Source organism: Sediminibacterium soli (assembly GCF_009939225.1).
Taxonomy (GTDB): Bacteria; Bacteroidota; Bacteroidia; order Chitinophagales; family Chitinophagaceae; genus Sediminibacterium; species Sediminibacterium soli.
Genome location: NZ_JAACJR010000008.1, coordinates 271,015 through 293,061 on the forward strand (window position 1 = coordinate 271,015; position 22,047 = coordinate 293,061).

Here is a 22,047-nt window from a genome sequence, read left to right on the forward strand (position 1 = left end):
TGTGTTACGATTTCGGCATTGCAATGCCGCATACTTATGTATTGCTCAACTACTATGTTCGCCATGCTATATAAAAAGTCGAGTATAATCTGTGCTTCTTCGATATTGACATCAATTCCATCTTTACGTAAAATTTCTATCGCCTTGTCTGGAGTGATCCTCATCAACACATCATCTTCCATCTCACACCTCCTTTTTAGATGACAAAAGCCCATTGAGGACTTTTGCAAAACTTTCCAAATCACTTTTCTATTTTAATCGCTTCTTTCAGCAAAATAGATTTTGCTTCCCTTCATACGATTAAAAGACGGCTCATACCTTATATAGCCGTATTCGCTTAGTTCTCTAACGCATTTGTGGTAGGTGATAGCGGAGGACAATTTTGCAATGCTTAATATCTCATGACTGAAGACCTGGATAGGATTGGCAAAGCCATTCTGTATGCGATATTGTAACAAAGCCGCATAAATGCCTATATGAGTAATGCTGATGCGGGCATCAGTTCCTATGGCTTCAAAAAAATCCGACAAGTAATACAGCCTATCCATTGCGCATGCTTTTTATTACCCTAATCTCATTCCGTTCTTTTTTGCGTGATTTTGTTGCTGCTGCTCATTGACCTTATGCGTCACTTTCATGGCATCCATTGTTTTATTGCCCAATGCTGTATGAAGCGTTATTTTCCTGGAATGCTCATCGTAAATATTTACTGATTTAAACTGTGGATTAGCTTCAATATAGAAGCGTTGTTCATTTCCATCCTTCACAAAGCTCACCGACACGCGGTTTCCATTTTTTAATTCTGATTGCAGCTTATCTGCTTCACCTTTATTGAGCAATTCCTTTAACGGAAGCTGTTGCAAAGCCTTTTCAAGATGGTAGCCGTAGTCGGAATGGAATTGCTTGATTCGGAAATTGCCGTTTGGGTCTTTGTCATTAAAATCAAGCTGCATCCAAGTTCCACCGTTCTGAATGCAACGGCCGGATAAAAGATTATAGCACTCCGTGGCATTTACATTATTACCGTTACGCATGGTAAAGTATTGCTGCCGTTTTTCATCCGGTTTGGATTCATTATACAGGGTTGTTTTATACCCTTCAAGCTGGTATGTACCGGATTGATCTTTGGCGAACGATAACTGGTGATCTAACCTTTCTTTATCATTGAGGTAATAGGAAACAGGAATGGAAAATTGTTGCTGCCCAAGTTTCATCTGCTCATCAATTTTTGCAGAAAGGTCAGGAAAGCCAGCACGCTGCACCTGATGGTGCAACGCCTGGCTGTTTTGCTCTGTTTTCCTGTTATCCTGCCTTATTACGATTTGTTCCTTAACGGGTGCAACTAATAACCTGCGCAGCAGCCTTATCAGTAGATTAGGATAAAGCTGCTTTCCAATACGATTGCGCTCTTGCCTTAGCAACCTGAGCGCAAACCGCTCGTCCAGATCCTGCGTGCCTTTATACTTTGCAGCAATACGGTCGTAGTAATCCAGCTTTTCTTTTAGCAGTGCCCTATTATTTGAAAGACTGAAAGAAAACAGCTTGCTAAACCTTTCCTCTCTCGAACGCCATTGGTTCAGTTCTGCTTCCACTCTGTTTACAAGACTGTTATTCATAACCTGATTTTTAAGGATCAATTAAGGCATACTGTACGTCACCAGATCATAGGCATAGGTGCTGCAATCTGCGGCGTATTCCACACTGCCGCTCACGATAGCGCCGCCTATATCACTCGTGACGGCGGCAATCCACTTAACGATGTTTTTAAACTTAAAGGCCGCCGCCGGAGCCGGGGGCTGGAGCGTATTCATCCAATAATAAATGGAGTAACGTGCTACCGATGCCGCTTTAAGGGCAATTTCACGACCTTCAGGACGGAGCAGGTTATTTTGCATTACCCTGCTCTCAAAGTCCACAATCATGGCTTTAATCACCGGATAGGGACTATCGCTATCCGAAAGTCGTTTGATCAATTGCACCAGCGAATCCAGGGCGGCCTTTACTGGTTCTTCATAAGGACAATTAGCTATAAGCGTTTCGATGCTTTCGTTGCTTTGCCTTACCGTCTGGTTTACTGTTGAGAAAAATGATAGAGGCGGCTCAACACGTTCCATTTCCCTGCAAAAGCGAAGTACACATTGCGTTGACACCTCTGCATTAGGTGTGTTAGTAACAGGCTTGCAGTTCTGCACGTATGCCACGATCTGATTATGCCAATAGCCTATGCTATCGTAGGCATTTTCCGGGTTTTCAGGACTGGCTTCGCAAGGTGCTGATCTTAACAGCGCAGTTTTATTTTCGCCTTCTGTTATTACAGCTTCATTATCTTTCGTACATGCTGAAAGGCTTATTATAAATACCAGCAGCATTAATATTTGACTTCTCATTTTTCAATCTGTTTTTACGTTATAAATAGTTTCTTTTTCACCATTTCAACTTCACGACTATTTATGATAGATGAGGCTACTTAGTCTTTAGCTGATGCTTTGGTTCTTTTTCCTTTTCTTAGATGCCTTCGGTATCTCAGGGCCATCATCTTCAGCAGGTGTCTGCCTTTCCTTTTTACCATCTTGTTTAGCTGACTGGCTTTCACCTTCAGAATGCTGTTCTTTTTTCGCCTGTCTGTTATCCACCCTTTGCATACTGCTATCATATATGTTGATTGTCTTGAATTGAGGGTTAGCTTCGATGTATTGTTTTTGCTCCGCACCGTTGACCTGAAACGTGGCAGATTGCAGGTTTCCTTTTTTAAGGGAATCCATCAGGTTGGATTTGTACTCCTCGTTACCTAATTCCCTGATAGGATGCTTAGATAAAACCGCTTCCAAATCGTAGCCGTAGTTTTCATGGTAGTGCTTCAGCTTGAAATTGCCGTTGTTATCACTTTGTTTAAAGTCCATCTGTACCCAGGCGTTGTACACCTGTCCTTCTTTATTGGTGAGGTCTTTATTCACTGACCTTCCTTCCATCAGGTTATAGCCTTCCTTCAGGGTAATGTTGTTGCCTTTGTTGATGTAGAAGATTTGCTCCATTGTTTCAGAGCTATTTTCCTTTTGCACATTCACCTGATAGGAATTAAAGAAATACATATCGCTTTGCTTCGATTGGCTGAAATTCAATGTAGCGTTTACAGTATCGTTGCCATACTTCGTTTCATAGGCCAATTTAAACTCAGGGTTTCCTTCCTGAATTTTTTGCTTCAGGTCATTTTCCAACCCTTCACCGAACCCCGTGTACTTTATCTGGTCACGCAGGTATTCAAAATTTTTCTGATTCATGACTTCTGAATTTTGATTGTTATTTAATTGTTCTCTTTCTAATCTCTCGTAACGAACCGCTACCATCAGGGACACGTCAACGATGCCTTCCCTTTCAATCATTAGCTTGCTGTTCTCGGCAGCTTCCTGCATTGTCTTATATGCCGACCGTATTGACAGAAAGTTGTAAAAATCTATGTCGGTTGACATTTCGTAGCAGAACTCCCTAACATCATATTCCGTGGAGAATGTGAATAGGTCTTCTTTAGTTACTGGAGAAACATCATCGAGAAAGGCGACAAATTCCTCACCTTCCCAACGCTTTTTAGTCAGGTATTCAAGAATATCCTTGTAGTCGTCTTTCCTTATTTTCATAACATATCTTTTAGCGAAAACGAATAATTGAAATTGAATGGAACAGTTTCAATGGAGCGTTCAGGTTTAATTAATCGGAGCTGCCTTTACAATTTTCTTGTTCTTTATATACAGTTCCAGATGCCTGCCGCCGTTCTTCTCCATCATTTGAACTGCGAGATACTTCTTATCAGGAATAGTAAATTTTGGTACAATAAAAACGATGGTAGTATCTGACTGCCCGATTACTTTGGTTGTATTGTTATGTACAAGTACGGGTACTATTTCTATCTCCTGCGTAGCAGTTCTTTTGCTTTTCTTTTGGTCACGGATGTAAAGCCTGAGCTGGTCAATATCATAGTTGATATTTGTTTCATTGGCAATATTGAATCGCATCAACATAATGTCATCATGAATAAACAGGCCGTTCAGTTTAAGACGAATGCCGAAAGTTTCATCCTTTATACCCCGTATCGTTTTCTTCGATTCAAAAGCCATTGAAGCGTAATTCTCCATTTGTTCCTGGTTGATACTTTCTGAAGGAATGGAGATGGTGTTTTGCTTTGTCAGGCCCGCTAATGAAAGATTGAGTATAGCAGGCTGTTCAGCATAATCAACCAGAAAGGATGTGAGCCTTCCGTCAGCAGTAATGATGCTGATATTGGTTTGAGGAAAGCTATCCTTTGCGGCTTTTATTTGCAAGATATTTTCCACTCCCTTTGCTTTTTGAGCCAACACATCCCTGCTTCCTATATCTACACTGACAATAGAATAGGGAAAGATAATGTTGGTTGTTTTTGAGAAAGCAATTGCCACATGATACGATTCAATTGCTTTTGTTTGCCAGGTTGAATTTGTTTGCGCCTGCGCTTTGAAAGTTGTAATAAGCAGGAAAATTCCCATTCCCATTACTGCACTGATCTTTTTCATCTTTTGGAATTTTTAAGTGATTCAAATATTTAGTTGGATTGTTTTTGTTTTTCGTCACGTAAAAGCACTTGGTAGCCTGCTTTTACAGTTACTTTAATCAGCTTGACTTTTTTGCTGAACAAGGTCTTTGCAGCTTCTATGCCTGCGCTTGCGGCCTGCGCTCCCCACGAAGGGTCAAGTGAAGTCAGGCCGATGGTTTGCATGGATCGGTCTGCGGACTGCTTTGCAACGTCCCTCGTAATCGCTCCGGGAATGTAAATACCATCCAGTCCGTCCATATCGTACACCGCTAATTCAACTGGAAACAATGAATTATTATACCGCACACTGGTAATCTTGATACTTAACCTTTCACCACGTAACGAAGCGATACCATATATGAAGTTGTCTTTAGGAATACGAACCCCATTAATGAATACATCATTTACCAATCGCAATTTGACGGTGGAACCATCAACGATAGTCTGTGTTTCGTGGATGACCGCTTGTATGGCGTTCTGTGAATCTTCTATAGCGGTCGCCCCGGTGAACGAATAGAAGCCATTTGTTGTACCCCCCGCAGATAGATCGGCGTTGAGCAATGTGATGTTGTTTTCTTTTGTTTGTGACGATACTGCGAATACCTGTCCTTTATTTGCCTGGGAAGTCTGCTTCAGTTTTTCCTGCACACGTTCAGGATACTGCACATCGAGTATCTTATCCAACATTCCATTCAGTTGCTTCATTTCGGGATCTTCGCCAGCCGGTTGATTCATCATGTTCATCATTTGCTCCAGCCGGTCCACGTCTGATGAATTAACGCCTGCACTATTGTTACCTCTGCCGGGAGTGCGTTGATACCTATCATAAGGCTCATCTTCCCTCGCGTCAGGTACAGGCTTACTCATTTCCCTGTCAAGTTCTGCCAGCTTCCGATATATCTTGTCAGTATGGGGATCATTACCCCCGCGGCCACCGTAAAGAGAAGTGTTCAGCCCTCTCTCATCGGCAGGAAGCTGAAATGTATCTTCTTTCCCTGACAGGTATTCATCCGTATCTGTTAATCTAATGTTCTTGTAGTTGGGATCATTCTTAACCAGTTCAAGAAATTTGATTGAATCCAGTTGCGCCTGATCGTAGTAACTCATTTTATCCATCGGCTTGTCATCTTTCAGGTTAGCATCCGGCAGGTTAATGTTGAAGCCTTTTTTTACTGCTGCCTGTGCTTCTACTTTTTCAACCTTGCCACCGCCAAGCGCCCAGAATATCATGGTCATAAAAGGCAATGCGAGCAGCGGTAATACCAGTAAGAACCTGCGCTGCCTGATCATTTTCGGAGTTTTCACTTGCTTTTCCATTTCTATTTTTGTTTTAATTGTTGATAATAATTTTCAATAAACCTCACACTATCCATCAGCCCCGGACGATGGCTATTGATGCTGTCGTACAGGGCTTTTCCAGAAGGACTTCGCGCCAGGCTATCCATATACACCCTGAACTTTTTGATGCGGCTGTATTCCGCCTCCGATACCTCGGCAGCTTCTGTTTTTGTTTCTCCTGTTTCAGTAGCGTGCTTCGGCTTTTTAATAGGCGTTATTGTGATTGAATTACCTTTCTTGCCCGTAAAAGCGTTGACTGCCAGATAAACACTGTAGGTACTGGTGGACAGTACAAAGAGCGCAAGCAGTACAAGCCATGTGCGACGCGAGAATTTTTCCGTGCGCTTCATCATCCAGTTTGCCCAACCACCCTGCAAACGCTTATAGCCTGCTGCCATGCCTTTGCTAATAGCATTGGGCTTAGCTTCGGTATTGCTTTCTCTTCTTTTAGGAAATAGTTTCATGACCGTTGTTTTTATTGTCGTCTGCTTACTGTTTTTAAATCCCTGTTGTCAATCGTATTCCATCGTTCGATGAGAAAGCCATGCGGGTTATTGTCACTGCGTGATACATTTCGCAACGCCCCATCGGTTACCAGGCTGCGGGTTGTAATGCTGGTAGGGCGTACAATGCTTTGTGTAGCGTAACACCGGAATTTGTAGGGATATTCGTTGATATCTACCGCCACGCTATCCACCACAATAGTCTGATTGACGTTGCCGGAAATAAGCCCGGCGTAGTAGCCGTTCTCTTTCAGATCATCGTAAGCACGTTTCGCACTTCCATCGGCCAGATACAATGCTTTGGTAATATTTGCGGTAATGGCTTTGTCGTCAGGGTCAAGTGTGAAGAACAGCTTGTGAAACGTTTTGACGTGATCCTTTGCCTCAACAGGTATATTATCTTTTCGTTCCGATGCGTAGGCTTCCAGTGCTTTGCCGTTAGCAAGAATGTATATTTTGCTTTGCATCTGCGATACCAGACTGAAACTTTTGTACAATGCAAAACAGCAGATCAATACACAGCCGATGATCACTACCAGCGTAAAGCTCCTGATGTGCCGAAATGCCGTATCAATATTTTTCATCTTTTTGAACATATATCCTCCTTTAGATTTTTATGAATTGCCCTTTAATTTGTCGTTCATGTAACCGGAGTTGCCGCTACTGCTATCGCCGAAATAAGGATTAGATGAACCGCTGCTTGCCATGCTTTGAGACATACGGTTTGCTGCACTGCCCATAGCATCCACCGCCATGCCTGCACCGGCAGAGGCAGTATTCACCACGGTTCTGGAAGAACTGCCAAACAGACTGGTGACCTTGTGACCTAATGCGCCACCACCACCGGCGTGAACAATATAATTAGCTACAGAGGGGACGGTAAAGTATCCGATGATGCCAATGATCATGAAGACCAGGTAGGCCATATCCGTTCTGCTGAAGAATGTATCGCCGTAATCCTGCACCTGCGATATATCCAGCTCCAGCATCTTTTCCTGTATTTTGCCGATAATACTCCCGAAGATGTTTGCCACGGGCAGCCATAAAAAGATATTGATATACCTTGCTATCCAGACCGTGAGCGTATGCTGAAAACCGTCGAATACTGCAATGCCAAACACCAGAGGCCCTAAGATGGCCAGCACGATTAGCTGAAACGTTCGTAGCGTATCAATACACAAGGATGCCGCTTCAAAGAGTACCCTCAGCACTTCGCTCATCCATTCTTTTACAGAGTTGCGGAAATTGTAAGAGGCTTTGGACATGGCAAACTTGATGTCATTACCAATGCTCTCGAAGAAGCCTTCGTCTGAAGGATCTTCGTTATCGTGCGTGTACTTATACCATTTATCCCTGTCGCCACTGCCACTTTCCCCAACATACATTTGCCATACATCGGTTTTCTTGATGGCTTCTTCTTTTTTCTGCAAGAGAACTGCAATAGCCTTATCGGAACCTTCCACCATAGCTGCGGTTGCAGTTACCGTAGGCTTCATCACACCGTTGATCACCCCAAGAACGACTGTTGGAAAAAATAACACGCAGAAGCCAATCACGAAAGGACGAAAGAGCGGATAGAAGTCAATAGGCTCCGCTCTTGACAGGTGGCCCCATACACGGGAGGCGATATACCACATAGCTGCAAAGCCTGCTAATCCTTGTCCTACGTCGATTAACTGACTGCACAGGGGCATCATCTCATCATACAGTTGCTCCAGCACACCATGCAAACCCTTCATTTCATCGGCTATTCCCTGCGCATGGCTTATAAAAGGCAATATCAAGCCCACTGCCGCCAGCCAGGCGGCCTTTCTACACTTTGCCATATTTATCTGTTTAATTGTTTAACCCATAGATTTTTCGGATGGTCTGTGCATCGTTGCGCTCCTTCGCCCTTTGCACTGCCAATATTGTAGTATTGTTATTAAAATGGCGCAGGAACATTAATTTGTCCTGCATGTCTGCATATATCCGGTCAATGGCCTGCAAGCGTTCATCATCGCTCATACGGGCTTTGCCTGCCGTGATTACTGTAAGCAGTTCATCGAGGTTGCGCAGACTTTCTTTAAAAAGGTTATCATATACACGACCCAAATAAGCCAGCTCATCTGCATTGAAATTGTTGTCCTGCCGGAAGCGTTCATAAGCCTTCCGGTATTCTTTAACCAGTATTATCTGGTAATTGATAATGTCTGCTACACGCCGGTAATTGCGTACTGCCGGACTTACCTCCATTAAGCCATCAAGAAAAGCCTTATGCAAGCTGAAGTTGCCTTCTGAAATATTCTTGATGGTGTTATATCCTCCGCTAAGAATTTCGTAGCCTTTCTTCATGTCGCTGAGGATTTGCTTGAATTGCGCCAGCTTCTCAATATTGAGTATGAGCTGCGCTATCTCATCTGCCTGCGCAAATGCACGAAAGGCAGGAAATATGCCCAGGAAGGATAGCGATATCATTATGATCAGCTTTTTCATAGTTACTCGTTTTTAATGCCCTGTAATACACGGCTGGTTTGTACATCTGTTTTTTCTTTAATTCTGGATGCCGCAAGCGATTTTGCATCGTTGGAAAAACTTTGTGAGAAAGTGTATTTGTCCTGCATGTCCAGATATAACTTATCAATCCTTGCTATGCGCTCATCGTCCTTCATTTCCAGTTTGCTATCTGTTGTAATCGTAATCAGCTCGTCCAGACTTTTATCGCAATCGTCCAGCAACCGACCAAAGACCCTTCTGATGTAGGCCAGCTCATCATTGCTAAAGGCATCGCTTCTGTTAAGCCTGCCGTAAGTGCGGTTATAGTTTTGTACAATTTTTACCTGTAAGGCGATTATATCCGCAACCTTTGCGTACCGCCTGATCTCCGGGTTGACGGACTTCAAAGAATTGAGGTAATCTGTGTGCAGGTTAAATTCTCCCCTGGTGAAGCCGCCGATAGTGTTCAACCCTTCTTTGGCTATGTTGTAGCCCTTTTTAGCATAGCCGATATATACCTGAAGAGCTGCAATCTGCTGAAGCAGGTATTTACGCTGTGTCTGTTTTTGATTAAACCACTCTGCAAATGTTTGTGCTTGCAGGCTGCTCATTGCCGACACGAACAGCAATAGAAATAAGAGTATCTTTTTCATACGTACTGATTTAAGGAAGCCCATATAATTTTTTTACTGCCTGCACTTCGGTTTCAGTTTTAGCACGTTGAAGGCTTAGTAAAGTATTTTGCCTGTTGAACTGCACCAGATCCGAATAATTGGCATCTACCTGGTCGGCTGCATTGTTAATCAGTTCCAGCCTTTTGGCATCGCTCATTTTTGTGGTGAAGGATTTTATAATGAGGTTGATCTGGTCAATGTTCTTCAGGCTTTCGTCAAGAATGCCGGAATACACTTTTTCCATGTAAAAAATTTCCTCTGCTGTAAAATGACTGTCCTGCCGGATGAGCGACCATGAGCGTTTGTATTCATCTACAAGGCGTAATTGTTTCTTTGTAATATCCCGGATGCGCTGGTAGTAGGATATAATGAATTTGACCTTAGCCAGTTCCTCATAGTATTTCCGGTATTGCTCTTTTTGCTTTTCCGTCCAGTCTGAAATCTCATCCAGTTTTAATTTGGATAAAGTGTTCTCTAAGGTTTTCTGAGCATTTTGCAGCCAGATCGTTTTATTCTGCAATCGCTGAATTTGCAAATCAATTGCCTTGATCACTTTTTTGACGGCAGCTTTTACTACAACCCAAACCACTGCGTGGCTTTGTTGCGTAGGTGCTACCACCAGTAACATGGTAGCTAACATTGTGATGAACCATATCTTTTTCATGCCTTATAGATTTTTAATAAATAATTCAATCGTTGTTTTGCCTTGCTCCGTAAGTGCTTCGAGATATAGTGATTTTGAAACTGTCTCGAAAATGCAATACCGATCTCCGCCTATTTCAATCAGGTGGCCGTTGGAATGCCATCCATAGGTAGCCAACCATGTTTCTTCAGATTCAGGAGTGTTACTTACATATTCTGTTCGGGTAACCTGGTATAAGCTGCCACAGGGCTTTATGGTAAGGGTGGTATCCACTCCAGCAATCTTTTCATTGTGTGGCGGCTGTCTTACATATATACCTTCCATCATCGAGATCGTAGCATGGTGCTGCCTCCCAAAGTGCAGGATAATTTTAATGGCTAAGCGCAGGTCATATATCAGTTTATTCAGTTTCATTGGTTAGCTGTTTAGCTTTTATTTCTTATATCTTCTGCCATTGCTGCAATGCCTTTGCGGATGTCACCATCAAACTTTGCAGCATATTCCATCAGCTTTACCTTTTCTGTTTGCTCAGTAGTATAGGCGAGGTATTCCTCCAGGCTTACTTCCGTCCGGTACACTTTGCTAAGCATACCGCCAAGGCTGATGAATACTTCTTTGTATTTTTTAGTAGGGTCGTTGGATTTGTTAACGGACAGCACCAATGCCTTTTCCTTTTCTGTTAGTCCCAACAATTCCTGTATCTGGTCGAACTTGTTCTGATATTTATTTTGGTCAAGCAGGATCTTGCAATCGCTGTTGTTGATGATGGCCTGCTTTACCACCGGAGAAGAAATAATATCTTCCACTTCCTGCGTTACCACTATCGCTTCGCCGAAAAATTTTCTGACGGTCTTAAATAAGTATTTTATGTATTCGGCAAAACCTTCTTTCATGAGAGCTTTCCAGGCTTCTTCAATCAATATCATTTTCCGGATGCCCTTCATCTTCCTCATTTTGTTGATGAAGACTTCCATGATGATGATCGTTACCACGGGAAATAAAATCGGGTGATCCTTGATGTTGTCCAGCTCGAATACGATAAACCGTTCCTGTAATAAATTCAGGTTTTCGGTAGCGTTGAGGAGATAATCAAATTCGCCGCCTTCATAGTAAGGGCGAAGCACGTAGAGGAAGTTGTCTATATCAAAATCCTTTTCTTTCACCCGGTCGCCTTCCAGCACCTGCGTGTACTCGTCGCGCAGAAAAGCGTAAAAGCTGTTGAAGCAGGGAAATACTTTGGTATTCTTTTCCAAGTAGCTGTAATAACCTCCGATAGCATTGGACAGGGCTACATACTCACTGCGCTTAAATTCCTCATCATCTTTTTTCCATAATGCAAGGAGCAGGGTTTTAATGCTTTCCTTTTTTTCGGTATCAAGGCTGTCGCCTTCGCCTATATAAAAGGGATTGAAGCGGATGGGATTGTCTTCGCTATAGGTGAAATAGTAACCATTCACCATATCGCACAATCCTTTGTAGCTGTGCCCTACGTCCACCAAGACTATATGCGTGCCCTGCTCATAATAGCTACGTACCATGTGGTTGGTAAAAAAACTCTTGCCCGAACCACTGGGGCCAAGTATGAATTTATTCCTGTTGGTACAGATGCCCATTTTCATAGGCTCATCGCTGATGTCCACATGAACAGGTTTTCCGGTGAGCCTGTCACCCATGCGAATACCTACGGGGCTTACTGAAGAACGATACCCGGTTTCCAGATTCAGAAAACACGTAGCCTGTTCCGCAAATGTGTCGAAGGTGTCGTTCATGGGAAAATCTGCCGCGTTACCGGGAATGCCCGCCCAGAATATCTGCGGTGCGCCAACGGTTTCCTGTTTGGCTACTGCGTCCATCTGCGCCAATGCAGAGGACACCATATTCTTCAGGTCCTTCAGTTCTTCCTTGTTATCCGTCCATACCAGTACATTGAAATGCGATTTAACCGGAAGCCGTTGCTGGCTTATTGCTTCGTTCAGGAAATCATTGGTAGCATCCCTTGCAATCAAATTCTCCCGGCTGTATGCCGAAAGGGATTGCAGGCGTAATCTTTTGCTCTCCAGCTTTTGAATAGTCTTTTGCGCATCTTCAATAAAGAGGTACTGATTATATATGTGATTGCATGGTAGAAGTTGTCCTAACGTAGAAGCAAAGCCAACGCTGAACTTTGTTTTATCGGTACTGTATTTGTCGTAATTGATACGGCTACCGCACAGTGCAGGAAGATCTGCGGCATCTCCCAGCGTATATAGCTGGCAATACTTGTCACCCACACGCATTCCTTCATCAAAACTGATGTCAGCCATCAGGAAACTATCGTTTCGCTCGGACAGATAGCAATACTGCTCTATCAAACCCATCTTACGGCTATGGCTCCGCAGCTCTTTTTCTTTAAGCCTGGTCAGCTTCACGAAACCGCTGTCTTCCATAATGCGCCTGAACTGACCCGCACTGTCCAGAAAGTCCTGCAACAGTTGCGGCTTTAAAGTTTCTTCCGGCACTATGGATTTACGCAGGAGGCTTGAAAACATGGAGCTGGCTGTTTTACGTCCTTCAGGCTTTTTGGTGAGCATGATGTAACAGCTATGCGCCAGGAAGGGACGCTCGTTGAAGAACCGCTCGCTGGCCCGACTAAGGAAGCTGGTATCTTCCTTTGTAAAGTCCGGCTTATGGCTGCTATCCAAAAACCAATCCTGCTTGTGGAATACGCTGTATTTGGGCAGTAGCTTGATTGCCTTTATCCATGCCTGATGAAAGGCTTCGTACTCCTGATCGGAAAGCGAAAAGATTTCCGGCAGGTCTGCTTTAAAGACAACCGTCATGTCGCCCTGCTTGCTCAGGATGCAGTCATGCTCTACATCCATTATTGGTAAAATATCATCCAACACTTTTTCCATCTCACTTTTTTTACCTGTTATCACTTCAATGCACTGATGGCATTGTTACCTCATAGCTTTGGCCCTTTGCGATGCCGATTGCTGGTCTTCCGACTTTCATCGGCTTGTTTCGATTGCTGCTGTTTTTTTATATTCTCCTTTATGGTTTGTTCAATGCCGGTTTCATTCCAGTCAATAATCTTCGCCTCGAAATGAGATTTGATGTTCTTTTGCTTCAACCCGTCTGTTTCGTCCCAACCTCCCTTTCTATTGAAGCCTACCGTGTCTAATGCTATTTCGTGCGGGAAGGAAATAACGATAAGATCTTTAGGAATGGCGGTGATGTTTTCATAGTCCAGTTCCTGAAACTCATGTTTCTTTGGATTGTATGGTATCACGTAAGCCTCTTTATCATCATCGTAGTAATGGTCAATCTGTCTGAACACGATGCCGTTGGAAGCGAAATCATCTTTAGGACGCAGCATATCCATTGTTATATCTACATAGAAAGTGTGACCGGCTATGTCCACGGTGGGCAATTGCCCCATGAGCCTTCTTCCAAGCGCCTGCTGATCTACCATTAAAGCGAAATCTGTTTTTCCCTGCACCTCGTGAACGGAATAACCGTATTTCTCTGCCATCCCCACGGGATCAAGCTGTACCAGTTCCGGTATCTTTACAGTGGTAACATCCGTATCATCGCTGAACAATCTCGGTATGTTTTTCTCTTTAGGACTGTAATCAAATACATATCCATCACCAACATCCCGCATGTCAAATAGAGGGATTACGTTCTCTGGATTTGCCTTCTCACAGAGTTGCAAACTGGCAACGTCCACGATAAAATCGGTTCCTTCGATGTTGTACACCGGCAATTCTCTTTTCATGATTGTTTGTCTTTAATGCCCATAAAGATTTTTCTGCTCCTTGACTTGATCAGCTTAGGAACCTGCTTCCGGGCAAGGGCTTTCATCAAACCATGTTCGCCATATTTGTTGCTCATGCCGTAAATCTTCATAACCAGGAATGTTCCTGTGGTCAGAATGACACCGATGCACAAGTAAGTAGGAAGGCCGATGATATACATTGCGGCAAAGACAATGAGCAGCGCCACGACACCACCGCCTAAATACCAGATATATTGCGCCTTCAAGCCTTTAAACTCGATGCTCTGGTTAATTCCTTTGTTGATTTGATAAACACTATTTGCCATAATATTTCCTTTTAATTATTTCATAATCGCATCCTGCTACGGGAGCGTTCTGCTACCTGCTGTGAAGCGAGTATCACTTCTTTTGGAACAGTATGCCCGTTCACTTTTTCGGATAGGTGAATGACAGGTGTATCAATAACTTCTTCAGGTTCTGTTTCCGCTACCTGTTGCTGCTTCAACTGGTTTTCCTGTATCTTGATGGCTATCTGCCTTTCCAGATTAGCCAATTCATTTTTCATTTGTTGTAATTCTGGTTCCTGTAAAAATGGTTTGGTAGTAAGCTGCTCCAGTTTGGGTATCTCTGTTTTTAGTTCGTTTAAAGTATGCTCATACTTTTCTTTCAGGCTTTCCACCCGGTCAATCGCGTTAAGGAAATGTCTTGCCGCCAGCTTAGGATTATCTGTATTCGGAAGCCCGTTGTTGTAGGTGTATTTAATACCGTCACTGCTTCGTTGCGCATAAAAGCTATTGGAATAGCGGTATTCAAAAACTCCGTTTTCCTCACAGGCTTCCTGCTGCCTGCGGATATACAAGCTGAAACCATAGAGTGTACCTATCTGCGCTGTATGCTCATCTGCAACAGCAGGCTTCCAGTCCTGGTACAGCTTGATGATGTGTTTGCCAATCACTTCACTGTCCGTTGAACTGATAGTATCCAGTTTGATAGGGTTAACTTTTACACCGTCCTTTTCCAGTTGAAGGCTGGCCTTATACACTTTTTTATCTGCTGCAAGTTTATCGAGCGTTTTAACGGTGGATGCCTGTTCGTTTTGCAGATTTTCCAATTGGTATTTATTGCGTGCGATTTCCCTGAAGTGAGATACTTTCAGGCTTTCCATTACAGCTATCTTCTTTTCCAGTTTCGATTTTTCCAATAATGAAGTGTCACCGGAAAGAATGGCTATGTATTCAGAAAAATTCATCCCGCTCTTTTCATCAATCGCGCCCTCATCAATGGTACGCACGTTCAACTCACAATTTTTCATTTGCGAAATGAACGTCTGCTTATTCTTCAGGAGGTTGAATTTGTAATTATCAAGTGACTGCTCTACTGCGTATATATAGTTCTGCACTTTGTTGCCGTAATATTCTTTGGCAATAAGATTGCCCTGGCGTGCGCCACGGCCATTGCGTTGCTCCAGCTCTGACGGTTTCCAGGGAATATCAAGGTGGTGCATTGCCACTACACGTTGCTGCACATTCAGGCCGGTTCCGGCTTTCTCTGTGCTGCCCAATAAAATGCGTATCTCACCTCTGTTCATCTTACGGAACAGTTCGGGCTTTTTTGTATCTTTCCAGTCATGAATAAAAGTGATTTCCCGTTCGGGAATATTAAAATCCCTGATCAGTTTTTCTTTAACTACATCGTAGATATTAAATTCAACAGGTTTGGGTGTACCAATGTCTGAGAAGACTATCTGCGTACCCTTATGCTCAGTAGTTTCTTTATAGATCTCTGCAATCTTCCGGGCACTGACATTTACTTTGTTATCAGGATGATCACTATACTTCCACTCGTTGATCAATCGCATATCAGCCGACATTTTCTTAGCGTAGTTGGTTGCGATCAGCATTCTGCCTTTGTCTTCCTCTGGCGTCAACCTGCCACGCCCAATCAATTCACCATTCCCTGTTTTAGCGAATTGCATCAGGTTTTTAATGAACTCACTTTGTTCAGGCGTTGGCTTTATGTTCACCAGCGTTTCACTCAACTCAGGCTTGTCAAGGTTTATATGTTTTGCTGTTTTGTAATCGGTGATCTCGTTATAGAACAAAGCCAGCTCCGGTACTTTAATAAAATGCCTGAAGCGTTCTTTGGCAATGATCTCATTGGTGACTGAAAATTCAAAGTCTGTTGTTTTACGTGCAAATACAGCAGCCCAACCATCAAAATTTTCAATGTGCTGGCGTTCCATTTCTTTCGGGCGCAGGTATTTAAACAGCAAATACATTTCTGTAAGGCTGTTGGATATGGGCGTACCGGAAAGGAAGGTTACACATAGATCACTGTTAAACCGGCTTTGCAGCTCACGTACTGCGAACAGCATATTGAGTGCTTTCTGGCTACCTTCTGTATTGCCCAAACCAGCGACCCTGTTATGACGGGTAGTGAAAGTGAGATTTTTGTATTTATGCGATTCGTCCACAAACAGGTGATCAATACCCATTTCTTTAAAATTGATACCTGTGTCTTTCTTTTCCTCGATGTCTTTCAGGATTGATTTTAGTTTTCCCTCAAGGTTGTTTTTCCGTATCTCCAACCCTTTGAGCATCTTCTTAGAGATGTCGCCTCCAAGATCTTTGACAGTTTCCAGGTCACGTTCTACATTGTCCAATTCCGTTTGAAATATTTCTCTTTGTATCTCCGGTGACTGTGGTATTTTTCCGAATTGATCATGTGTAAGTATGATGCAATCCCAATTGTTGTTCTTTATTTCATGAAAAAGTCGCAACCGTTGGGCGGGTGTAAAATCATTTTGTCCCGGAAAAAGTATGCGTGCTTTAGGATAGGCTTTTTTATAGGTTTCTGCTATCTGATTGACGTTAGCCTTCAGTGCAACAATCATAGGCTTATGCACGATACCTAATCTTTTCATCTCCTGTGCGGAGACGATCATGGTAAGTGTTTTGCCCAATCCTACTTCATGATCAACCAATGCTCCCCGGTTCTGTATGATTCGCCAGGCTGCATTCTTTTGTGAGCTGTATAAATCCTCAATGCCTAATGCTTTTTTATCTAAGCTGGGAAAATTGAGGTGGTTGCCGTTGAACTCCCGTAATACATAGCAGTTGAACGTATCATTGTACAGGTTTTCCAAGTTCTTTTTCTCATCATCGGGTATTTCATTCAGCCAGTTGATGAAACCACTCCTTATCTGCTCGATCTTTTGGTGAGCCAGTTGTATGGCTTCATTATCGGGGACCCTGATGGTTGTATTGTTAGACCCTTTCACTTCATAAGTAAAGAAAGGAGTTGTATTCTCCAGTGCATGTTCCAGCAAAGTGTATCCGTAAGTGGTGCGTCCGCTTTTAGGTGTAACAGCGAACTCCCTCGACACTTTGATATTCATTCCGGTGTTTACCTTAAAGGCATCCAGCGACGGAAAATAATTAATGGTAGTGTCCAGCTCGAACAGCGATGTAGCAAATCGCTCGTAGTATGAATTAGGTATCCAGCGTTCTCCTAAATTAAAATCCAGTAATTCAAACGGAATACGCTCCGGCTGCACCTTTGCAATGGCTTCCGAACTTCTTTTATAGTGCAGGTTATCCGGGAACTGACCGTACAGGTGTTCTGCCTGCCGCAGCTTTTCAACTACATTACCGCTCAAATACTGATCTGCTGTTTCCCACTCATTGCTGATAGGATTCATGTACACATGATTACCGAGGCGATTGATGACTTCGTTTTCATCTAACCCCATTGCTGCACTAATGAAGCCTGTATCTACCTTTCCTGTATCGTTGAGGCTATGAGCAAGGGCTTCAATGGGATCATCGGTTATGAACCGCTCCTTAACCTGATGAATGGAATGAGTTAATATATCTGCTTTGACAAACCGTTCGCCCTCTCTGCGTTCGAGCGAGGACAATGCAATAACCCCGAAGGCGGTATCTTCCAGAATACGCCTGCGGTTATCAGGGCTGTTTAAAAGGCCATACTCAACAACAAAATGTTCGTACTTGCTGTTGAGCTGATCCCTGTCTGCATTGCTGATTGTTTCACCTGATACTTCTTTGGCTGCTAATTCGAGATAAGCATCACGAAGTGCCGCATAGTTTTCATAGAAATGAATATTTCCCTGAAGACCCAGGGGCTGGAATTCGGCTTGCTTGTATTCGGGATCGGGATTGCCAATTGTGCCGACACTACCCATGTGTACCACCAGCGTCCCTTCCTGGTAGTAAGGCTTTAGCCCGATAAAAGGAAGCGGTACTTTTTGTTCAAACCGGAAAAAGCCTTCCAGCGTTTGGTCGCCCTCGTACCTGAAACTGTGGTCAAACTGTTTAAGATAATTGGAAATACCCGTCAGCTCATGACCCAATAAACGGGCATCCATCCAGTTTGCGGACAGATGATCTACTTCTTTGACATTAGAATACAGCTTATATAGAAAACGATTGCTTTTGTGCTGCTTTGCTGTAAGCAATACAACATTCTCATGACTGGGCTTATCTGTGGTGCGTATCGTGCCGATGATGCGTGCTGATGCTTTTTGCACAACTGTTTCATCGAGCGGATTGATATATGCCATTGACCGGTTGATCTGCTCTGCCGGGACTGAATCAAACAATCCCAATTGTACCGAAGTGCTTTCCGTTGTGTTTTCCGGCATCGGCAGGTAGGTGAGTTTTTTACCCTCATTTTCAGGAACAGGTAATAGTATCGTTTGCGCCTTCTGATATAATTCAGTGTTAAAGCGATTTTGAAATTGATTGATTAGACTGGCATGAAGACTTTCCCTGATCTGGTTGATGTCACCATCCTGCCAAACCACTTCTGAAGCTCTGCCGTATTGGTTTTTGCCTGGCTTACGCACATTGCCCATGACCACATCGTGATCGTGAGTGGAGATAAAATAATTATAGGGAAAGCGACCAAATTCATTTTCCCTTTCCCTTACTTCATTCAGCCAATCTTCTTCCCAGCTTATCTTTTCCTTTCCTGTATTCTTTTGAACAATCAACAGATGGTTTGGCGCTTCGGTATTGCCGGTATCTTTCATAAGGTTATCAGGCATCACTGCAAGGCTCACAAAATCTGCCCGCTGAAACAGGTATTCTCTTGCCGTATGATTAGATGGACTGTTCAGGAAAGCATCTGTTGTAATGAAAGCCATCAACCCACCTTCAGCCAGTTTGTCCAGACCTTTGGCGAAAAAGTAATTGTGTATTTTACCCGATATTTCTTTATCGGGAAAGGCTTCATCATATACCGAAAAATTCCCGAAAGGGATGTTGCTCACCACCAGGTCATAAGTGCCATTGTCTTTTACAGGTGCTTCTTCAAAGCCCGTAATATGCGTTGCTGTTTTTACCGGAAGTGTACTGTTGATGGCAGACAACACTAATCCGGTTAGCCTGTCCTTTTCCACTGCGGTAATCTGTTCCAGTTGAGGGAATGATGTAACCGCTTCGCTGATGAACACACCTGAACCGGCTGAAGGCTCATACAATCTTTTAGGCTGAATGCCCTGTGCTGCGAGGACGCTATACAGAGTTTGAGGTACTACTTCCGGTGTATAAAATGCGGTGAGAACACTATTGCGTAATGAAGCAATGATTTCCTTGTAAGCTGTTTCAGGGTAGTTTTCTTTGAGCAGGTCGTGTAATTGCATCATTTCCGCGTGATGCTTCAAATCCTCTTTTGTAGCGCCATTAGCCTGCCAATCTTCCGGTGATCCATAAGGATATAAAACGGCCTTGATGCCGCCAAAACCTGCATATTTTTTCAAGCTGGCGACATCTTCCGCACTAAGCGGACGACCGTTCTGATAATCCAACGCTGTACGGATAGCACGAAGGTTATCATGCAGCTTTTGGGAAACATTGTAAGCCATAATCACACATTTTCTTTCTTCACTTTTCTATTGGCTCAGGCCAGGTAATCATGCACCTGTCCTATAATGGCATATCTCAAATGCCTGTTCGTTTCGTTTTCACTGTTAAAATCAAAATCACTAAAAATGCCTTTGCATGTTTCGATGAGATTTACCACTTCGTAGGTGAGTGTTCCGTTTTCCTTCATCCGCTCGTAGTCCCCATTAAATTCTTCTTCTATAACTAAGCGTATGTACTGGTAGCGGGATGGCTGTAATTCCACCGTCATTGCATTGAGGCATAGTTCTTCGATGATATAGGGTGGCTTTCCTTCAACAAGAAGCTGCTCAACCATCGGCATCACTGCGTTCACCTTTTCTTCCAGATAACGGGTGACTGAATAGTCCTCCTGCAAGCTGATCATGAGGTCAGGATTGTTGTGGACGATATACGCCCACAACTTTTCTGTTAGCACACTTTGCATACTTCCTGATTTTTAAACACCGAAGAAGGATTGAATAACGGTTGCAACCACTACCAGAAAAATGCAGCTACCAAACCAGGCGGCTGCGACTTTTCCAGTGTCCTGATCACCGGCATTCCATTTCTGGTAAACTTTCACTGCGCCAATCAAACCGAGCAATGCACCCACCGCGTACATAAGGTTCGTTCCTGCGGAAAAGTAGCTGCGTACTTTAGTGTTGGCTTCGTTGATACCCTGAATGCCATCCTGAGCGAATGCCCCGTAGTGGATAGCCAATAGTGCCAGAGCGACACAGATCATGATAACCCTTTTGCGGTTATTTCCTTTTGTTTTCCTGCTGCACATTTCCATAACACATGTTTATTAAAATTTGAAATCAACTCTTTTAAAAAAACGGAGCGGCTTCGCCGTCACACAACCTGTTATTCCTACCACACTTTGCCCTTACGCACCAGGAGGGACAGGGAAACACGCTCCGTTAATGGGCCGCTACACTGCTTCTTTCCACAACAGTTCCACCTCATCCTCTTTGAGTGTAACAGCACCATATTTTTGACACTCAGATACAATCAGTTCGTTGACTGACGACCGAATAGGCGAGTATCGCACGGAAGGATATTCCTTCAGTACCATACTCAGATATTGTTTAAATTCCTGCGGGATTAACTTTCTGTGGGAAGCGTCAGCAACAACAGCTTTCAGACGTTCAATGAGATGTTCCACTTCTGTAAACTCATCGTCCGTTGTTTTTTCAAAACCGACCATTTCTTGCTGGTCTGGTTCATCGCCAGGATAAGACATGCCGTTGTTATCAGAAGATACCGTTCTGAGTTTCAGTTTGCGTTTTCCCGATAGCAGATCTTTGATTTCAGCAGAAAAATACCTTACACCTACAAACAGGTAGTAAATGGCTAATAGTATGGCAACTGCAATAATGTAGTCACTCCATGAAATGTTCTTTAACATACGCTTACTTTTTTCGTTTAACACTTTTCAATCCGACTCTTTAAAGCCGTTTGCATTTTGTTGTTTCTGATAGCAAAAGAACGAAGACGATCAAGGCGTTTCAAGTCCAACTTTTTATGTACTTAAAGTTGTACCCTTTGTACCCCTATGATTATCAGCTATTCCAGAGTGCTGAGTACCGATTATTTTTTTTAAATTAGTAGTCGGAATTTTGATTGACCATTATTTTTGAATAGCTAAAAAGCATTGTTATGAAAACAGTAAGTGTATTCGGACTTGTTGTATTGTTCCTCACATCTTGCAGTCAGCTCAAACTGGAAAAAGAAGAAGTGGCATCGGTAATCCGTACCGAGAAGAATTATCCCAAAGTGTATGAGTATGAAATCAACATGACTGATCCGGCAAGCGCCAGAAAGCTATTGGATGCAGGACTGGAGGCGGAAGGATTAGTAACTGTAGATAAAACGCAAAAACTCAAAGATGCCGGGCAACCTATCGTCCATTTTATGGAGAAAGCAAAGCCCTACCTTCTTCGCATAGACGAGAAGTATGATAATGTGCAGGTGGTGAAGGTGGCAGATATGGACTTAGCAGAAGTTACGAGCATTCAATTGCAGGAAGACAATAAAAATGCTACAGTGGAATATACCGTAGCTTATAAGAACATCACACCTTTTGCCAAGCTGATGAAACGTGATCTATCCGTAAAGAAAACTGAACGCGCAAGCCTATTCCATTTCGATACTGGCTGGAAACTCGATAAGCAGCGTTAAGAT

At 43.2% G+C, this 22,047-nt stretch carries 20 protein-coding genes; 1 reads left to right on the forward strand and 19 read right to left on the reverse strand.

Annotation, left to right across the window (positions count from 1 at the left end):
• Positions 1 to 563: 563 nt before the first annotated feature.
• The 19 genes from GWC94_RS08390 to GWC94_RS08480 form a co-directional block, all read right to left on the reverse strand.
• Entirely contained in the window at positions 564 to 1,616 is a 1,053-nt protein-coding gene (locus tag GWC94_RS08390) for a hypothetical protein (RefSeq protein WP_161834597.1), read from the reverse strand.
• Positions 1,617 to 1,637: 21 nt separating this feature from the next.
• Positions 1,638 to 2,387 carry a hypothetical protein gene (locus GWC94_RS08395; RefSeq protein ID WP_161834598.1) on the reverse strand — a complete coding sequence of 250 codons (750 nt, stop codon included), beginning with the start codon at positions 2,385 to 2,387 and terminating at the stop codon, positions 1,638 to 1,640.
• Between the two features lie 87 nt (positions 2,388 to 2,474).
• A complete protein-coding gene (locus GWC94_RS08400; protein ID WP_235918493.1) occupies positions 2,475 to 3,632 on the reverse strand; it encodes a hypothetical protein in 1,158 nt (385 codons plus the stop codon).
• A 66-nt stretch (positions 3,633 to 3,698) separates the two neighbouring features.
• Positions 3,699 to 4,541, reverse strand: a complete 843-nt coding sequence (gene traN / locus GWC94_RS08405; RefSeq protein WP_161834599.1) for a conjugative transposon protein TraN — start codon at positions 4,539 to 4,541, stop codon at positions 3,699 to 3,701.
• A gap of 29 nt (positions 4,542 to 4,570) precedes the next feature.
• Positions 4,571 to 5,878, reverse strand: a complete 1,308-nt coding sequence (gene traM / locus GWC94_RS08410; protein WP_161834600.1) for a conjugative transposon protein TraM — start codon at positions 5,876 to 5,878, stop codon at positions 4,571 to 4,573.
• 2 nt (positions 5,879 to 5,880) lie between these two features.
• Positions 5,881 to 6,363 (reverse strand): hypothetical protein, encoded by a 483-nt coding sequence (locus GWC94_RS08415; protein WP_095836204.1) that lies wholly within the window; start codon positions 6,361 to 6,363, stop codon positions 5,881 to 5,883.
• Positions 6,364 to 6,374: 11 nt separating this feature from the next.
• A complete protein-coding gene (traK, locus tag GWC94_RS08420) occupies positions 6,375 to 6,986 on the reverse strand; it encodes a conjugative transposon protein TraK (RefSeq protein WP_225859959.1) in 612 nt (203 codons plus the stop codon).
• Between the two features lie 30 nt (positions 6,987 to 7,016).
• Complete coding sequence (gene traJ, locus GWC94_RS08425; protein WP_161834601.1) at positions 7,017 to 8,228, reverse strand: conjugative transposon protein TraJ; 1,212 nt, start codon at positions 8,226 to 8,228, stop codon at positions 7,017 to 7,019.
• A 10-nt stretch (positions 8,229 to 8,238) separates the two neighbouring features.
• Positions 8,239 to 8,877: a TerB family tellurite resistance protein gene (locus tag GWC94_RS08430; RefSeq protein WP_161834602.1), complete on the reverse strand. Its 639-nt coding sequence runs from the start codon at positions 8,875 to 8,877 to the stop codon at positions 8,239 to 8,241.
• 2 nt (positions 8,878 to 8,879) lie between these two features.
• Positions 8,880 to 9,530, reverse strand: a complete 651-nt coding sequence (locus GWC94_RS08435; RefSeq protein ID WP_202628671.1) for a hypothetical protein — start codon at positions 9,528 to 9,530, stop codon at positions 8,880 to 8,882.
• A gap of 10 nt (positions 9,531 to 9,540) precedes the next feature.
• Positions 9,541 to 10,215 (reverse strand): conjugal transfer protein TraI, encoded by a 675-nt coding sequence (locus GWC94_RS08440; protein WP_161834603.1) that lies wholly within the window; start codon positions 10,213 to 10,215, stop codon positions 9,541 to 9,543.
• A gap of 3 nt (positions 10,216 to 10,218) precedes the next feature.
• On the reverse strand, positions 10,219 to 10,608 hold the full coding sequence (locus GWC94_RS08445; protein WP_161834604.1) for a hypothetical protein: 390 nt from the start codon (positions 10,606 to 10,608) through the stop codon (positions 10,219 to 10,221).
• Positions 10,609 to 10,619: 11 nt separating this feature from the next.
• Positions 10,620 to 13,088, reverse strand: a complete 2,469-nt coding sequence (locus tag GWC94_RS08450) for a TraG family conjugative transposon ATPase (protein WP_161834605.1) — start codon at positions 13,086 to 13,088, stop codon at positions 10,620 to 10,622.
• 50 nt (positions 13,089 to 13,138) lie between these two features.
• Positions 13,139 to 13,954 carry a hypothetical protein gene (locus tag GWC94_RS08455; protein ID WP_161834606.1) on the reverse strand — a complete coding sequence of 272 codons (816 nt, stop codon included), beginning with the start codon at positions 13,952 to 13,954 and terminating at the stop codon, positions 13,139 to 13,141.
• Positions 13,951 to 14,280, reverse strand: a complete 330-nt coding sequence (locus GWC94_RS08460) for a DUF4133 domain-containing protein (protein ID WP_161834607.1) — start codon at positions 14,278 to 14,280, stop codon at positions 13,951 to 13,953. The genes GWC94_RS08455 and GWC94_RS08460 overlap by 4 nt, the downstream gene beginning before the upstream one ends.
• Positions 14,281 to 14,300: 20 nt before the next feature.
• Entirely contained in the window at positions 14,301 to 19,841 is a 5,541-nt protein-coding gene (locus GWC94_RS08465; protein ID WP_161834608.1) for a helicase-related protein, read from the reverse strand.
• Positions 19,842 to 19,876: 35 nt separating this feature from the next.
• Entirely contained in the window at positions 19,877 to 20,305 is a 429-nt protein-coding gene (locus GWC94_RS08470) for a DUF1896 family protein (protein WP_161834609.1), read from the reverse strand.
• Between the two features lie 12 nt (positions 20,306 to 20,317).
• Positions 20,318 to 20,656: a DUF4134 domain-containing protein gene (locus GWC94_RS08475; protein WP_095836215.1), complete on the reverse strand. Its 339-nt coding sequence runs from the start codon at positions 20,654 to 20,656 to the stop codon at positions 20,318 to 20,320.
• A 138-nt stretch (positions 20,657 to 20,794) separates the two neighbouring features.
• Positions 20,795 to 21,271: a hypothetical protein gene (locus tag GWC94_RS08480; protein ID WP_161834610.1), complete on the reverse strand. Its 477-nt coding sequence runs from the start codon at positions 21,269 to 21,271 to the stop codon at positions 20,795 to 20,797.
• 251 nt (positions 21,272 to 21,522) lie between these two features.
• Between GWC94_RS08480 and GWC94_RS08485 the strand changes: the two genes are divergently transcribed.
• Positions 21,523 to 22,044: a hypothetical protein gene (locus GWC94_RS08485; protein WP_161834611.1), complete on the forward strand. Its 522-nt coding sequence runs from the start codon at positions 21,523 to 21,525 to the stop codon at positions 22,042 to 22,044.
• Positions 22,045 to 22,047 lie beyond the last annotated feature (3 nt).

Excerpts from the sequence above, each read along its gene's own strand:
- GWC94_RS08390 (WP_161834597.1), bottom strand. The coding sequence starts at position 1,616 with ATGAATAACAGTCTTGTAAACAGAGTGGAAGCAGAACTGAACCAATGG.
- GWC94_RS08395 (WP_161834598.1), bottom strand. The coding sequence starts at position 2,387 with ATGAGAAGTCAAATATTAATGCTGCTGGTATTTATAATAAGCCTTTCA.
- GWC94_RS08400 (WP_235918493.1), bottom strand. The coding sequence starts at position 3,632 with ATGAAAATAAGGAAAGACGACTACAAGGATATTCTTGAATACCTGACT.
- traN (WP_161834599.1), bottom strand. The coding sequence starts at position 4,541 with ATGAAAAAGATCAGTGCAGTAATGGGAATGGGAATTTTCCTGCTTATT.
- traM (WP_161834600.1), bottom strand. The coding sequence starts at position 5,878 with ATGGAAAAGCAAGTGAAAACTCCGAAAATGATCAGGCAGCGCAGGTTC.
- GWC94_RS08415 (WP_095836204.1), bottom strand. The coding sequence starts at position 6,363 with ATGAAACTATTTCCTAAAAGAAGAGAAAGCAATACCGAAGCTAAGCCC.
- traK (WP_225859959.1), bottom strand. The coding sequence starts at position 6,986 with ATGAAAAATATTGATACGGCATTTCGGCACATCAGGAGCTTTACGCTG.
- traJ (WP_161834601.1), bottom strand. The coding sequence starts at position 8,228 with ATGGCAAAGTGTAGAAAGGCCGCCTGGCTGGCGGCAGTGGGCTTGATA.
- GWC94_RS08430 (WP_161834602.1), bottom strand. The coding sequence starts at position 8,877 with ATGAAAAAGCTGATCATAATGATATCGCTATCCTTCCTGGGCATATTT.
- GWC94_RS08435 (WP_202628671.1), bottom strand. The coding sequence starts at position 9,530 with ATGAAAAAGATACTCTTATTTCTATTGCTGTTCGTGTCGGCAATGAGC.
- GWC94_RS08440 (WP_161834603.1), bottom strand. The coding sequence starts at position 10,215 with ATGAAAAAGATATGGTTCATCACAATGTTAGCTACCATGTTACTGGTG.
- GWC94_RS08445 (WP_161834604.1), bottom strand. The coding sequence starts at position 10,608 with ATGAAACTGAATAAACTGATATATGACCTGCGCTTAGCCATTAAAATT.
- GWC94_RS08450 (WP_161834605.1), bottom strand. The coding sequence starts at position 13,088 with ATGGAAAAAGTGTTGGATGATATTTTACCAATAATGGATGTAGAGCAT.
- GWC94_RS08455 (WP_161834606.1), bottom strand. The coding sequence starts at position 13,954 with ATGAAAAGAGAATTGCCGGTGTACAACATCGAAGGAACCGATTTTATC.
- GWC94_RS08460 (WP_161834607.1), bottom strand. The coding sequence starts at position 14,280 with ATGGCAAATAGTGTTTATCAAATCAACAAAGGAATTAACCAGAGCATC.
- GWC94_RS08465 (WP_161834608.1), bottom strand. The coding sequence starts at position 19,841 with ATGGCTTACAATGTTTCCCAAAAGCTGCATGATAACCTTCGTGCTATC.
- GWC94_RS08470 (WP_161834609.1), bottom strand. The coding sequence starts at position 20,305 with ATGCAAAGTGTGCTAACAGAAAAGTTGTGGGCGTATATCGTCCACAAC.
- GWC94_RS08475 (WP_095836215.1), bottom strand. The coding sequence starts at position 20,656 with ATGGAAATGTGCAGCAGGAAAACAAAAGGAAATAACCGCAAAAGGGTT.
- GWC94_RS08480 (WP_161834610.1), bottom strand. The coding sequence starts at position 21,271 with ATGTTAAAGAACATTTCATGGAGTGACTACATTATTGCAGTTGCCATA.
- GWC94_RS08485 (WP_161834611.1), top strand. The coding sequence starts at position 21,523 with ATGAAAACAGTAAGTGTATTCGGACTTGTTGTATTGTTCCTCACATCT.